12 protein-coding genes and 1 other RNA gene are annotated in these 14,894 nt (G+C 52.3%); 3 read left to right on the top strand and 10 right to left on the bottom strand.

Annotation, left to right across the window (positions count from 1 at the left end; all coding sequences use genetic code 11):
• Positions 1–116 precede the first annotated feature (116 nt).
• The 6 genes from LOK74_RS12945 to LOK74_RS12970 form a co-directional block, all read right to left on the bottom strand.
• A complete protein-coding gene (locus LOK74_RS12945; protein ID WP_230042458.1) occupies positions 117–872 on the bottom strand; it encodes a tRNA threonylcarbamoyladenosine dehydratase in 756 nt (251 codons plus the stop codon).
• A 54-nt stretch (positions 873–926) separates the two neighbouring features.
• Positions 927–1,107: non-coding RNA, 6S RNA (ssrS, locus tag LOK74_RS12950), on the bottom strand.
• A 47-nt stretch (positions 1,108–1,154) separates the two neighbouring features.
• Positions 1,155–2,936: an aspartate--tRNA ligase gene (gene aspS / locus LOK74_RS12955; protein WP_230042459.1), complete on the bottom strand. Its 1,782-nt coding sequence runs from the start codon at positions 2,934–2,936 to the stop codon at positions 1,155–1,157.
• A gap of 22 nt (positions 2,937–2,958) precedes the next feature.
• Positions 2,959–4,242, bottom strand: coding sequence for a histidine--tRNA ligase (gene hisS / locus LOK74_RS12960; protein ID WP_230042460.1), 1,284 nt, complete (start codon positions 4,240–4,242; stop codon positions 2,959–2,961).
• 425 nt (positions 4,243–4,667) lie between these two features.
• Complete coding sequence (locus LOK74_RS12965; RefSeq protein ID WP_230042461.1) at positions 4,668–6,182, bottom strand: coproporphyrinogen III oxidase; 1,515 nt, start codon at positions 6,180–6,182, stop codon at positions 4,668–4,670.
• An 81-nt stretch (positions 6,183–6,263) separates the two neighbouring features.
• Positions 6,264–6,437 (bottom strand): hypothetical protein, encoded by a 174-nt coding sequence (locus LOK74_RS12970; RefSeq protein ID WP_230042462.1) that lies wholly within the window; start codon positions 6,435–6,437, stop codon positions 6,264–6,266.
• A 168-nt stretch (positions 6,438–6,605) separates the two neighbouring features.
• On the opposite strand from LOK74_RS12970, the gene LOK74_RS12975 reads away from it, so the two are divergent.
• From LOK74_RS12975 to LOK74_RS12985, 3 genes are all read left to right on the top strand, one after another.
• On the top strand, positions 6,606–8,471 hold the full coding sequence (locus LOK74_RS12975; protein ID WP_230042463.1) for an N-acetylmuramoyl-L-alanine amidase family protein: 1,866 nt from the start codon (positions 6,606–6,608) through the stop codon (positions 8,469–8,471).
• Positions 8,472–8,694: 223 nt separating this feature from the next.
• Positions 8,695–9,486, top strand: a complete 792-nt coding sequence (locus tag LOK74_RS12980; protein ID WP_230042464.1) for a hypothetical protein — start codon at positions 8,695–8,697, stop codon at positions 9,484–9,486.
• Between the two features lie 131 nt (positions 9,487–9,617).
• Positions 9,618–9,983 carry an aspartyl-phosphate phosphatase Spo0E family protein gene (locus LOK74_RS12985; RefSeq protein WP_230042465.1) on the top strand — a complete coding sequence of 122 codons (366 nt, stop codon included), beginning with the start codon at positions 9,618–9,620 and terminating at the stop codon, positions 9,981–9,983.
• 103 nt (positions 9,984–10,086) lie between these two features.
• On the opposite strand, the gene dacB is transcribed toward LOK74_RS12985, so the two are convergent.
• The 4 genes from dacB to LOK74_RS13005 form a co-directional block, all read right to left on the bottom strand.
• On the bottom strand, positions 10,087–13,035 hold the full coding sequence (dacB, locus tag LOK74_RS12990) for a D-alanyl-D-alanine carboxypeptidase/D-alanyl-D-alanine endopeptidase (RefSeq protein WP_230042466.1): 2,949 nt from the start codon (positions 13,033–13,035) through the stop codon (positions 10,087–10,089).
• Positions 13,036–13,571: 536 nt separating this feature from the next.
• Complete coding sequence (locus tag LOK74_RS12995) at positions 13,572–13,994, bottom strand: GNAT family N-acetyltransferase (protein WP_338148612.1); 423 nt, start codon at positions 13,992–13,994, stop codon at positions 13,572–13,574.
• 90 nt (positions 13,995–14,084) lie between these two features.
• Positions 14,085–14,528: a D-aminoacyl-tRNA deacylase gene (gene dtd / locus LOK74_RS13000; protein ID WP_230042467.1), complete on the bottom strand. Its 444-nt coding sequence runs from the start codon at positions 14,526–14,528 to the stop codon at positions 14,085–14,087.
• Positions 14,529–14,556: 28 nt separating this feature from the next.
• A complete protein-coding gene (locus tag LOK74_RS13005; protein ID WP_230047001.1) occupies positions 14,557–14,883 on the bottom strand; it encodes a YnfA family protein in 327 nt (108 codons plus the stop codon).
• Positions 14,884–14,894: the final 11 nt, after the last annotated feature.

Here is a 14,894-nt window from a genome sequence, read left to right on the forward strand (position 1 = left end):
ACCGTCCCGCCGAAGTCCCAAGTGACAAAAGAAAACCGCCTGCCTCTTCTCACTCAAGAAAAGTGGACTGCGGTTCCTGATTAGGCAAACACTGGACACTCCTGTGCTGTATCCGCTCAACCTTTTTGTGGCTGCCAGTCGACAATGTCTCTTACTACAACGCTGGCCATGATCAGTCCTGCCACCGAAGGAACAAACGCATTACTTGACGGCGGCTGCCGTACTTTGCGGATCGGAGATTGGGGGTCAGCGACGATCTGCTGCTGTACATCGACGCGGGTCGTGACCGGAATCTCTTTGGAGTAGACTACTTTTACCCCTTTGTAGACGCGCTCTTTGCGCAGCTCGCGGCGGATCACCTTGGCAATCGGATCGTAGCTGGTTTGCGAGATGTCCGCCACCTCAAAGCGGGTCGGGTCCATTTTATTGGCCGCTCCCATGCTGGAGATGATCGGAATGTTTCGTCGCTTTGCCTCCAATATCAGATGAATCTTCGCCGATACGGTATCCATTGCGTCAACGATGTAATCCAGTTTATGTTCAAACAGTTCCCAGGCCGTCTCTTCCGTATAAAACATCTGCATGGTCGTCACGTCACATTCCGGATTGATAGCGGCAATCCGTTCTTTCATCAATTCCGTCTTGGGCTGGCCAATCGTCTGCAGGGTAGCGTGAATCTGCCGGTTGATATTGGTGATGTCGACCACATCGCGATCGAGCAGAATCAGTCTGCCAACCCCGGTACGCGCCAGCGCTTCCACCGTAAAGGAACCGACGCCGCCAATCCCCAACACGGCCACTGTACTGTTTTTTAATCTGTCCAGACCCTCCGGTCCAATCGCCAGTTCACAACGAGAAAACTGATGCAGCATGGCATACCCAACCTTTCTTCCCTCAAAAGCGTTTTACACGAGATTCACACGAAAAAGAGCCCCATCATGCCGTGAAGCCCCTCCGTTTTGAACCTGCACTGGCAGGTGGGTGTTCTGCCGGCTGTGTCAGGCGTCCACTCGATGGAGGCATGTCTTCGACAGCCGGACGGAAAAAACTCCCTAGATAACGGTTGTGGCTCAAAACGATCAGTTCTCACGCACATGGCAGGGCTCATTTGACATCCATCCTACCACATCAAAAAACCGGGACGCAAATCGGCCCTACTTGTCCTCTTTGGGCGGGATCAGGGCGATATGAAGTTCCTTCAGCTGTTCCGGCGACACCTCTCCGGGTGCCTCCATCATCAGATCGCTGGCGCTTGCTGTCTTCGGAAACGCAATCACATCGCGCAGGTTGCTGCGGCCGGCCAGCAGCATCACCAGTCGGTCCAGTCCAAGGGCAATCCCACCGTGCGGCGGTGTGCCGTACTCAAAAGCGTCAAGGAAGAAGCCGAACTTCTCTCGCGCTTCCTCTTCACTCAAGCCAAGCGCACGGAACATTTTCTCCTGGATCTCCCGCTTGTAGATCCGCATGGATCCGCCGCCCAGTTCATAACCGTTAAGCACCAGGTCGTAGGCCTGCGCACGGACTGCCCCAGGGTCGCTGTCCAGCAGATCCACGTCTTCATCTTTTGGACGGGTAAATGGATGGTGCAGGGCGACATAACGCTTCTGCTCCTCATCCCATTCCACGAGCGGAAAGTCCACCACCCAGAGAAACGAGAACTGACTGTAGTCAATCAGTCCCAGTTCGTGTCCCAGCTTGCTGCGCAGAGCTCCCAAGGCATCGGCCACCACTTTCGGCTTGTCTGCGACGAACAGCAGCAGATCCCCATCTTCTGCTGCGAGACGCTGTCTGATCGCTTCAATCTCCTCAGGTGTAAAGAACTTGGCGATCGGACCCTTTCGTTCGCCATCCTTGAACCCGATGTAGGCAAGTCCTTTCGCTCCGTAACGGGCGGCAAACTTCTGCAGGTCATCCGCTTCTTTACGGGAATAGTGTCCGCAGCCTTTGGCATTGATTGCTTTTACCTGTCCACCGTTCTTCGTTACGTCGGCAAACACTTTAAAACCGCTGGTTGCCACAATGTCGGAGACGTCCGTCAACTCCATTCCGAACCGGATGTCCGGCTTGTCGGACCCGTAACGTCCCAACGCCTCTGCATAAGTTAGCCGTGGGAACGGAGTTGGCACATCGACGCCGATCGATTCCTTGAATACATGGACGATCATCTGCTCCATCAGCGGCAGCAGTTCTTCTACCGGTGTAAACGAGGTCTCAATGTCCAACTGGGTAAACTCCGGTTGCCGGTCAGCCCGCAGATCTTCGTCGCGGAAACAACGGGCGATCTGGTAGTAGCGCTCAAAACCAGACACCATCAGCAACTGCTTGTACAACTGCGGCGACTGCGGCAGGGCGTAAAACTGGTTGGGGTGGATCCGTGACGGCACCAGATAGTCCCGTGCTCCCTCTGGTGTGCTCTTGCTTAGAATCGGCGTCTCTACATCAAGGAATCCGTGTTCGTCCATGAAGTCGCGCAGCGCTTTGACCGCTTTGCTTCGCAGTATCATCGTACGTTGCATCTCCGGACGGCGCAAATCCAGGTAACGATACTTCAACCTTACCTGTTCATCGACATCGTTGTCGTCTTCGATCAGAAACGGAGGCGTCTTGGCATCGTTCAGCACAGTAATCTCAGAGATGTGCACCTCGATCTCGCCCGTTTTCAGCTTGGGGTTGATCGCTTCCGGGTCGCGTGCCACCACTTCCCCAGTGACGGCCAGCACATATTCGCTGCGTACCTTGTCCGCCTTTTCCCAAGCCGGCTTGTTCACTTCAGGATTAAAGACGATCTGGACGATGCCGCTGCGGTCGCGCAGGTCAATAAAGATGACGCCGCCAAGGTCACGCCGTTTCTGGACCCAACCATTTAACGTAATCTGCTTGCCGATATGTTCCTTTCCCACTTCACCACAAAACACAGTACGGTAGATTGTTTGCATGGCTTTACCCTCCACTAAAACGCTATTTGCTTTCCTTACCTTGAATCTTGGCAACAAGTGTGGCTGCCAGGTCTTGCTGGGCCACCTCCTGCTGTTCGCCGCTTGCCATCTCTTTTAGCACAACCGTTCCCTTTTCCAGTTCCGACTCGCCGATGATCACTGTGTAGCCCGCTGCCAATCGATCGGCTGCCTTGAGCTGTCCTTTCATCTTCCGCTCCAGGTAGTCCATCTCAGCAGATAGTCCAGCCTGCCGCAGCTGATCCAGCAATTGAACAGTCACACTTTTTGCCTGTGGGGTCTGTGTGATAAGATAACAGTCAAGCGAATGGGTGACCGGCAATTCAATTCCTTTTTTCTGCAGGGCGATCAGCAGTCGTTCAATGCTGAGCGCGAAGCCGATCCCTGGCACGTCATCCCCGCCCAGCTCGGCCACCAGTCCATTGTACCTGCCGCCGCCGCATAGCGTCTCCACTGCTCCAATCTCCTGCATCTTGATCTCGAAGGCAGTCAGCGTGTAGTAATCAAGCCCCCGCACCAGCCGTGGGTTCACATGGTAGGAGATGCCGAGCGCATCCAGGTATTGTTTCACTGCTTCGAAGTGAGCAGCCGATTCCTCGCTCAGGTAGTCGAGAATTGACGGAGCATCTTTGGTCAACTGCTGATCCTTCTCCACTTTGCAGTCCAGAACACGCAGCGGATTGCGGTCGATACGGGACTGACAATCGGCGCAGAGCTCTGTGCGCCGCTCGTTCAGATACTCCAGCAGGTGTACCCGATGACGGGCCCGGTCTTCCAACGTACCGACGCTGTTCAGTTCGACCGTCAAGCCGCTGAGGCCCATTTCTTCGTAAAAACGGTACGCTACGGCTATCACTTCTGCGTCTATCGCCGGATCACTCGCTCCGATCGCTTCTACGCCAAACTGGGTAAACTGGCGAAGCCGTCCCGCCTGAGGACGCTCGTGACGGAACATGGGCCCCAGGTAATACAGTTTGACCGGCTGATTGGGCGCACCGTAGAGCTTCTTCTCTACATAAGCCCGCACCACGCCTGCCGTATTCTCCGGACGCAACGTCAGCGCATCCTCACCGCGAGACTCGATGCTGTACATTTCCTTCTCCACGACATCAGTCGTTTCACCAACACCCCGTCTGAACAGTTCGGTGTGTTCAAAGATAGGGGTTCGGATCTCCTGGTAATTGTAGCGATGGCAAAGGTCGCGGATTTTCTCTTCCACGTACTGCCACAGTTCCACGGTACCCGGCATAATATCCTGCGTGCCGCGCGGAATCTGAATTCTCGCCATCTGACAGCCCTCCATTCCTTCTCTTCTGGTATAACGCAAAAAAACCCTCGTCTCTGACATGATCCGTCATGTCAGGGACGAGAGTTGTCTGCCGCGATATCTCCCGTGGTGCCACCCTGGTTGGACAGCTGAAAAACAGCTGATCCCTCTCTACACCGGTAACGTCGGCGGCAACGCCTCACAGCTACTAGAACAGCCCGTTTGTTCAGCCCGTTCGCTGCGGGTCCTCTGGGAGGTCATTCGCCAAGTCGTGATAGAAAAGCGCTCACAGCCTAAGGCGCTTCTTCTCTGGCTATCCGGTGCCTGGTTACTCGTTCCCTTCATCAGATCTTGCAAAAATATATATCGAATCATAGCAAATCAGGCAATCAGCGTCAACTCATTTATGATAAATGTTTGTCTGCCCTCAGTTCGCGGTCCGCGCTTTAACCATGGGCTCTCACGCCACCGCCGAAGTAGACGTCATCCAAGTCGCGCAGCTTCTTTTCCACCAGTTGTCGGTAGGTCTCGTTGTACGTCTTTGGATCTTTGGGATTTGCCCAACGCGTCAGTTTCCCCGAACCGGGAGCCATTAGTTTGGAGACGGCGCCGCAGCCAAGGCCGAGAATCGTTTGCGCCTCCTCCATGATCATGATGTTGTAGATGCTTTCCTGTCCTTCGATCGCATAGCCGACGTTTTCCAGGTTGCCCAGAATGTTTTTCTGTCTGTACAAATAGTAGGGGTGATAGCCATGAGCCTCGGTCCAGTCAGCCGCATACGCCATCATCTGGCCAACTTCCTCGCGGCTTGCCACCGCATATCGCGCTTTATTTTGCGTCATTTCCGAAGCCCGTTTAAAGGATAAGGTGTGTATCGTCAAAGAGGTTGGCATCAGTTGCTCCACCTGTGCGAAGCTGTGTTTCACCTCGTCAAGCCCCTCATTGGGCAGGCCGATGATCAGGTCCATATTGATATTGGAAAATCCCATCTCACGGGCCAAATGATATTTTTCGATCGTCTCTGCGACTGAGTGATGCCGCCCGATCGCCGTCAACGTATCGTCTGTGAATGACTGTGGATTGATGCTGATCCGGTCAACCCGCCACTTTTTCATCACTTCCAGCTTCTCCGGAGTGATCGTATCCGGACGCCCCGCTTCCACCGTCAACTCCCGTACCGAATCCATTCCGGGAAAGAACTCGTGCAAAGAGACAAACAGTTCGTCCAGTTCTTCTGCTGTGATGCTGGTTGGTGTTCCGCCACCGAAGTAAATCGAAGTGATTGATATTTGGTTCTGCTTCAACCAATCGCCGATCATGCCAATCTCGTAGTGAAGCCCCTCCAGAAAGCCGCCGACCCTCTGTTTCTGCCCCTGGATCGCGTAAGCGGGAAAGGTACAATAGGCGCACTTGGTCGGACAGAACGGGATGCCGATGTAGACAGACAGCTCGCGGTCAATCTGGTAAAAGTCAGGAACCACCTGCAGTTGTCGATCGACAATATCTTGCAGCAAGGCCAGTTTCTCGGGCCGGACCATGTAGTCGGAGCGTAGTTGACGGTGTGCTTCTTCCCGTCCGATACCCGACGTCAGCAGTTTATGCAGCAGTTTTGTGGGCCGAATACCGGTCAGGATCCCCCATCCTTGCCGCGTTCCGGTAAAACGTTCGAGCAGGAACAGCAACGTATAATTGATCGCCTGTTTGGCTGTTCTTCGCTCCCCCTGTTCGCCACGTACGGTGTACAGCCGCTCGTAGCGGTACTCTTCGGGATGAGAAGCGTGATGCAGGACACCATGCGTGCTGACTCCCGCCGTCTTCATCATTAATGCCAGCTCAATTCGAAGCGCGTCCGGATGCTGCCATTCCTGCACGAAGGCGATGTCCGGATCCTCGTAAAACAGCGCCAGGATGTGGGAGATTTCCCGTTGAAAGGCATGTCCCGTACATTTGATTTCTATCATATATCGATTCACCTGCTTTTTTTCTCTGTAAGCTCCCCATCAGTGTAGCGAAGACAAGCCCAAACGGTCAATTCTCAAAGACTACCTGCTCATTTTTTTGCGCAGCAGCCGAACATCCCCGATGCTGATATGAAATTCCTGGGAAAGTTCGACATCATTCATCGTCGCTTCTTTTTCTAAAAAGTCGTGGAAGTCGACCGAAAACAGCTGCCGATTGATCTGTTTGGCATCCGTTTCGTTCTTCGCCTGACGCATGCGTACCCCTCCTTTTTAATCCTTACTAGTCTACCCGCTTTACATTTGCTCCATAAGAGCAGTTGTTCAGTAAAAGAGTGAAGATCTTGTCGACAGATGCAGGATTTTGTAAAGAGAAGCGCGAATGAAAACAGGAAGGAAAAAGAAGGTAGAAAGGAATGTTGAGTCGTGTTCTCTCGCCTATTGCACTTGGCAGCAGGATTCGCCCTGCTTCTCTCTCTAGTCTTGCCTGCTTCCGTGTGGGCGGTAAGCGCTGCGAATGTGCAGGTCACAGTGGACAAGCTGAATGTCAGATCGGGTCCTGGACTTGACCATGCTGTCATCTCCAGTGTGACGGCGGATATGAAGCTGCCTGTATTAGCCGAACAGGAGAGTTGGACACAGGTTCAACTGCCGGATGGCAGCAAGGGCTGGGTGGCCAGTTGGCTTGTGAAACCGCTTGCGGACGGAACCGCTTCCCACATCGAGAGTACGGTGACCAATCTGAATGTACGCTCCGGGCCAAGTCAGACATTTGCCGTGATCGGCCAGATCAATCCCGGCAGTACCTACCCGGTGGTGAAGAAAAACGAACAATGGGTTCAGATTGAGCTGTCGGATGGAAAGACCGGGTGGGTGGCAGGCTGGTTAGTGAAAGAGGCAGCTGCTTCATCGACACCCGGAAATGTCATAAACGAACCGACTGTACCAACCAATCCTTCGCCGCCGCCAACTAGTCGAGCCCAGCAATCCCCTGGCGCGCCCGTGATAACACCGCCTGGCAGCGGCCCGAACCCGCCAGCGACATCGATGCCATCAGCTGTCTCCATAACGCTGGGAACACTGACCAACGTACATAACAATCACGACGTGGCTGCACCGGTGATCGGTCAATTAAGCCCCGGGGATACGATCGAAGCGATGCCTCGCGGGAATGGCTGGTACCAGATAACGTATGACGGTGCCGTGGGCTGGATCCGGCCGGGTAGTGAAGCCGATCCAGTCACAGGAAACGGCAGCAGCGGTTCGACGACTGATCCTGTATCTCCCCCTGCCGCACCAGCGGTAGAGCAGCCAGCCGTACAACCGACGGTCACAGTGGACGTATCCGATCTGATCCTGCGGAGTCAGCCGACCACTGAAAGCCAACGCTTGACACTGCTGGCCAAAGGGACAAGCCTCACCGTCCTCTCGACTGAAGGGGATTGGTATCAGGTAAAAACCCCAGACGGGCAGGTCGGATGGGTGGCCGGGTGGCTGGTAAGCAAGCCGGTCCAATCTGAAACAGAGCAGACACAGCCTACAGTAACGATCATGAATCCGGGCACCAATATCCGCTCTGGTCCGGGAACCGACAACACGATCCTCACGCGTGTGCAGGCAGGAGATGTGTATCCGATCGTCAAGACTGAAGGCGACTGGTTTCAAATCAAGCTAAGTGACGGAACGCTTGGTTATGTCGCCGGCTGGATCGTCAGTGCCAGCGGATTGCCCGACGTGATCAAGCAAAACCAACTGAAGGGAAAGGTCATCGTCGTTGATCCCGGTCACGGTGGTGAAGATAATGGCGCAACCGGCTCCAGCTTCTCTACTCTGGAAAAAGTGGTCAACCTGCAGGTCTCCAAACTGCTGAAGAACAAGCTGGAAGCAGCTGGCGCGACGGTCATCCTGACGCGAAGCGATGACCGCAAACTGAGTCTGCAGAATCGTGTCGACATTGCCGTGGAGAATAAAGCCGATCTGTTTGTCAGCATCCACCACAACACTCATCCCAGCTCGCTGACCAATGGAACAATCATTTTCTACTACGACAAAGGAAACTCAAGCAAGTTGGCTTCCCTGGTCCAAAGTGAAGTCGTCAAGGCGACCAACTACAAGAACCTGAATGCCCGCTACGGAAACTATTATGTCCTGCGGGAAAATACGGTCGTCTCGATTCTGGCTGAGATCGCCTTTTTATCCAACTATCAAGACGAACTGCGTGTCCGCAGTTCCAAACATCAAGAGTTGGCGGCCGAAGGGATCTACAGAGGGATTGTACGGTATTTCCAGTAATCCCTGTCAACAGGTTACGGGCAAGAGATGCACACCTCTTCTGGATATGCGAATTGTTCCCACAATTCACGTATCCATACAAGAGGTGTTTTTTTGTGGTCATTTCGACGACAAGTACGACGAGTGAACCGGCAGCAAAAGTGTGGATATAGATTGTCCCTCTTTACATACACATGAAAGAGAACCGATTTCGTACAACCTTGTGCCATTCGGGGGTGAAGGGATGACGAAGCCGACTGGAAAAGATGCCGGATGGAAGTATACGCTTGTCAATCTCGGCATCAGTATCGCAGTGGGATTGGGTACGGGCTATTTGTCGGGTCAGATCGTTACCAAAAAAGCGGAAGAGCGAGCGGAGCAGCAGCGGCTAAGTGATGAAAAACGGCAGCGGGAAGAGAAGATTGTCAGTTTGTTTCGTGAAGGGGAGCGCTGGTTCAAGTTTGAAAAGTATGAAGAAGCGGTCAACGCCTATGAGCAAGTGGCCATCCAGTTGGATAAACTGATCCTGACCGATGATTCTCACAATCTCAATCTGATCAACCATGATGAATTGATGGACATATACATGACCATGCTGCCTCATCTCAAAGAAAGTTATGGGTTCCTGTCCAAGAAAGTAAGAGATACGAAGAAAAAACGTCAACTATTGCAAGACATGCTGCTTACGTATGAGAGGATGGGAAACTTCGAAAAAAAGAATCCCCTATGGTTTATTACGAAGCATGGGGATGACGAAGAAGACTTTGAGTACACCTACCTCAACTCTATGGAGGAGATAGGGAATATCGCCCTCGAGATCCTGAAAACGTACAAGGACAAACGCTTGCATGCACAAGATAGGGCATATGTAGAAAAAATCTTTAGTCTTGGCATGCGCAATTACCAGCACCTGGTCAGGACAATGGACCAGGTGTCCGTCGTCGGTCCGGAACAGGAATACTATGTAAAACAGCTTCATCAGAAAATCGAAGAACTGGGAACGCTGCGGGAACTGCTCTTACTGAACTCTCCTTGACCGATTGTTGGGATACTTCCAGATATTTGTCGAGTAAAGTCGAATATTGTGTTGAGTTTCCGATTTTATTTTTAATCCCAAAGCTGGAAACAAAACGTAGAGTAAGACAAAAGGAAGGAGATGATCTGTCTATGCAGCAACCATGCAAAGCAAACCGCTTTGACGGGGCAGAAGAACTTGTTAGAAATAAAGTTACTCCTTCAACCGACATAAACACAGACCTCCTGGATCATACCCATAAGGTAAAGTTTCTCTATCTGAAAAAACGACCACTCTGTTATCCGTCGCAACCGTCAGATTCGACCTCTCCTCCTGCGTTGGCAGATGAACATAAGCTGCGAAAAATCGTCGATGAGTTGTCTCTGCAGTTGCGAGCATTGGTAGCAGAGAAAGGTTTCGCAGATGACGCTGTTGTTGAACTTAGCCAGAAGCTGGACATTTATATTGTACAGCTCCAATACATTATTCGCCAAAAAGCAGCTGCTCGTCTATCGTAAAGAAAAAGACACAGCCTGCATCTACAGCATATCGAAACCATAAAAATAGGCGGCAGGTGGATGATCACAACTCCGATCATCCACTTGCCGCCTTTCTCATTCGCTAGATGGAACCCGGGCTCTCGGCGATCGTCAGGAAAAGCGGCAGCAAAGCTGTTTCACCGCGGTAACCAGCTAGGGCGGCTACAATCCTGTCTTCCAGCGCTTTCAGCTCATCGGTATCACCGATGTGGCCGTTAATCATGATGGAAAAAGCCAAACGTTCGCCAGTCTGTGTTGAAACATAGCCAGATAGACTGCTGACTCCTGTCAACGTTCCTGTCTTGGCCCTTACGTTGTTTTCTGCTCTGGTTCCTTTCATTCTGTTCTTTAGTGTGCCGTCTGCACCAGCGACCGGCAAAGAGCCCAAAAAGCTCTCAAACTCCGGCTGCTCCGCCATTGCTTCCAAAGCAGTGAGCAACTGCCGCGGCGCAATCAGATTGTATCGCGTCAGACCGGAAGCGTCAAACAAATCAAATGTTTCATCCACACCGAGGGCGGAAACTGTTTCGTAGATAACCTCGATGCCTGCCCCCGTGCTTCCTTCTGCTTTTTTCTCCGCTCCGAGTACCTTTGTCATCATCTCGGCATAGTGGTTGTCACTGTTTTTGTTGAGATACGTGATGATCTCCTTCAATGGCTGAGAGGCGAATTCAGCCAGCTTTCTACTTTCGTCCGGCACCTCTCCTGCTTTTACTTTGCTCTGTGCCGCTTTGATGCCAGCTTCGCGCAGTTTCTCCAGTAGTACTGTACCGGTGTATAGCGCTGGCTCCTCTACGGCAATCCGTTCATAATCCGCTTTTGCTCCAAGCGGCAGATTCCCTGTTACGCGGATCATATTTTGACCGCGCACTCGTTCGATCGAAAACGTGTTTTCTGCGTCTGCGTCCACCGTCTTGGCTTCGTTGACGATCTGAACGTACTGTGTCTGTGGCGAGAGGGTCAACTCTACCTGTTCGCCCCCCCGCTCCCCTGGCTGATAATCGATCCTCACTGTTCCCCGGTTTATGGAGAGTGCGCTGGTTTGAGCATTGTAGTAATAGCTTTCGTCGTCCCAAGCCCAGCCGAGACCGAGCCGCTGATCGTCAAAGTAGTGATCATCGACGATGATGTCGCCCTGGATCACTTTGATTCCCGCCTCGTTGATCTGCTCAACGATCTCCTCAATGGAAACCCCCTCTTGCACTTTCAAACTGTCTTCGGTATGGAGAGTGGGATCACCGTATCCTTTGATGATTAGATCGCCAGTTAGCACGCCACCCGGGTTAACCGGACCCGTCAGATACAGCTCGGTCTTAAATCGATAGTCGGCTCCCAGTTGTCTAAGAGCGGTCAGACTGGTAAGCAGTTTGGCATTGGAAGCTGGTGTAAAAAGTTTATCCGCGTTGTGAGCGTATAGGATAGCCTGTTCGTCTTGTCGGTCTAGCGATTTGACGATCACACCCGCAGTAGCACCGCTCTTTTCCAACTCGGTAACGATAGGGTCGAGCAGCGAAGAGAGTTCGTACTGCTGTGGATCCACTGGGGTGAATGCGTCCGGAACGCTCAGATTCGGATAGCTGGCCAGCAGCGTGCCCACCTGATCCTGCAAGTCCCTTGCGTATTTCGACTTATAGATGCCGTTGCTGAGGATCGAGAAGGCCAGTTTATCACCGTTTTCGGCTGTAACATAGCCGCTCAGACAGTTGACGCCGCTCATGCTCCCCGTCTTGGCCATCAGATTGTTGGCCGCTGGCGTGTCCAGAAAACGATTCTCCAGCGTCCCCTCACCCCCCGCGATCGGCAGCGAGGCCTCAAATACTTCTTTGTATTCCTGCTCCTGAACATAGGCAAGCAGTTTGATGAAGTGATCCGGCGCGATCAGGTTGAGGCGGGACAATCCCGATCCGTCCACCTGCTGGTAGCCTGTGACAATCCTGGCATCCTGCAACACATCGGCAACGGCTTCGCTGCCGGCGGCAAAACTGCCCTCTCCTTTCAGCTCTGCTCCCAACGTCTTGAGCAGAGACTCCGCATAAAAGTTGTCGCTCTCCTTATTCAGTTCCTTGATCAGTTCCGCCAGCGGCTGTGAGTAGTGGGTAACCAGCGGCGTTCCCTTATCCAGCTTGTCTTTGGCAATCGTCACCTGAGGATTGAGCGAGATTCCCGCAGAGATCAGCTGATGTTTCAAGGCATTGCCGACGAACAGCGCCGGATCTTCTACTGCCAGCGGCTCCTCTATCGGTTCAGCCTGTTTGCCGATTGTGCCGCTGATGGTGATCGTGTTCTGTCCACGCGGTCGTTCGTATGTAAGATCATCCTGTTGGCCTTCGACAATTTTTACCTCGTTCTGCAAAGTGACATAGTCGTTAGCCGGTATCATCTGTAGTGTGGGAGCAGCTCCGATCGCTTGATCGGGGGTAATCTTCACAGTAACGGCGTTTCTGTTTAACGTGAGGCCGCTCAGTTGGGCACTGTAGCCGTATACCTCGTCATCCCACATCCACGCAGGTCCCAACCGAACGTCATCAAAGTAACTTTCGTCCACTTTGATCGACCCGGTAATCCGCTTGACGCCTGCCTCTTTCAGCTTACTCACGAGAGAGTTCAAATCCTCCAAAGCAAAGGAGGGATCCCCGTAGCCTTTCAGCACCAAGTCACCTTCTAAAACTCCAGCTGGCGTCACCTTTCCGTCTGCATAGACTTCCGTCTTGTACCGAAAATCTGGCCCCAAGCGTTCCAGTGCGGCAAGGGTAACCAACAGCTTCAGATTGGATGCGGGAACAAATGCCTTGTCCTTTTGATAGGCATACAAATATTCTTGCTTTGTCAGATTGTAGACGGCAATGCCTACTGACATCCCCCGGCTGGCCGACTCCTGCTCCAGATCAGCGAGCAGCTTTTCAATATGGGCTGCCAACTGTTTGTCTGCCGTCTCTTCTGCTGCGCTAACGGCTTGTGGAACGGCTACTACCTGAAACAGCAGCAGACAGATCACCAGCCATGTACAATAGATCCCCTTTGGTAAACGCAAAAATGTCCCCTCCCTTGTGCCTGTATCTTTGGTAATGTTTGTTACCTTTCATCTTACTGCTCTTTGCCTTTTTTCCAACAGGTTCTTTTTCCTGATTTGGACAGCCAGTTCCTCGTCACTACTACTTCGAATCAGCCCCACGTTTACCTTGCTGTTGATTTTTAGCCAAAAAAATACCGCCCGGCTGATCTGGCGGTTGAAGCAAACGATCGGTTATCCTTTGCCACTACATACGTTATCTGTAGGAGGAACGCGCGGGGGAGAGTAGCTCTTTTCCTCCAGTCGCGCCGTTGCCAACCTGTCAGGAAGCGGGACTGTCCGCTACGCCAGTCCGAAGCGGGCGGGCGCAAAAGTGGCCATCGCTTCGAGGTATCTCAGGGTTGCGCCCGAAAGCCCCCGCTTGCGTACCGGCTCCGCTAGTTTGGTTGGCAAAAGTTGCTCCTTCCGGAAAAGAGCTACTCTCCACTTCTACCGAAGCTTTCCCTACACGCTGAATCATGCAACTCCTGCATGACGGCAATACGATTTTACGGCGATCATTCTATCCATCTCCCCATCATAATCGCATTGTAGTAGTTGCCATCCGAGAGAAGTTTGTCGTTTTTTGGTATCCCTTCGATTTCAAAGCCAAACCGTTTATACAGTTCAATGGCTTTCTCATTTCTTTCCAAAACTTGTAACGTCATTTTTTTGATGCCGTTGGAGTCTGCCCAAGAAATCGACGCCTGCAGTAGATGTTTCCCAATTCCGTACCCCCAAAAATCCTGTAAAACGCATACCCCAAATTCTCGGTCTCTCCATCGATCTGCAATCGTAATGCAGACAAATCCTTTGCATCTTGCTCGATTGCAGATCGAACCGTATAATGCAGCCCATTGACGTAATATTCTTGGTTTTCGATGATCATGATTGGCCCCTTCCCTATCTAAACATCCGTCCACATCGTACGATCCAACCACATTTTTACACGTCTACTGTTATCACCTTTTGAAGAGCAGCAGCTCCAAAAAATAAAAAAGTACAACTCGCAAGTTGTACACGTTTATCTGTTATGATCCGCTTTCTACGATCAGGGTGACCGGTCCATCGTTTGTCAGGTGCACCTGCATCATCGCCCCAAAACGACCTGTCTCCACCTGTAATCCCTTTTCCCGCAGCTTTTGGTTTAGCTGTTGATACAACGGTTCCGCTTTTTCCGGACGAGCGGCAGACATAAAGTTGGGGCGCCGTCCCTTACGGCAGTCGCCATACAGCGTGAACTGCGAGATCGACAGGATCTGTCCGCCTGTCTCCAGCACACTCCGATTCATCTTCCCTTGCTCATCTTCAAATATCCGCAGATGAGCCAATTTTTCTGCAATAAACGCTGCATCCTGCTCCGTGTCATCATGACTGATCCCGACCAATAGGACCAGTCCTTTGCCAATGCGGCCAACTGTTTCTCCGTTTACCTCCACACTTGCCTGGCTCGCACGCTGGACTACAACCCGCATCGGTCTTCACTCCTTTTATTCATCACCATCACTGGCGAGGCCCCCAAAGCATCACGGATACACCGCCTAAACAGAGAAGCACTCCCAGCCAGTCATAGATATCAGGGGTTTTCTTGTCTATCCCCCATCCCCATAAAACGGCAAGAACCACGAACACGCCGCCATAAGCTGCGTAGACCCTCCCAAATAACGGAAAGCTCTGCAAAGTGGGGATGATCCCGTATCCTATCAACACGACGCTGCCGACGATTCCATACCAGAAAGGCTTGGCCTCTCTTAACCACAGCCAGATCAGGTATCCCCCACCGATCTCCGCAAGGCCGGCGAGCAAAAATAAGGTAATAGCGATCACAATGGCCTGCACTC

The sequence above is a fragment of the Brevibacillus humidisoli genome, assembly GCF_020923435.1.
Taxonomy (GTDB): Bacteria; Bacillota; Bacilli; order Brevibacillales; family Brevibacillaceae; genus Brevibacillus_E; species Brevibacillus_E humidisoli.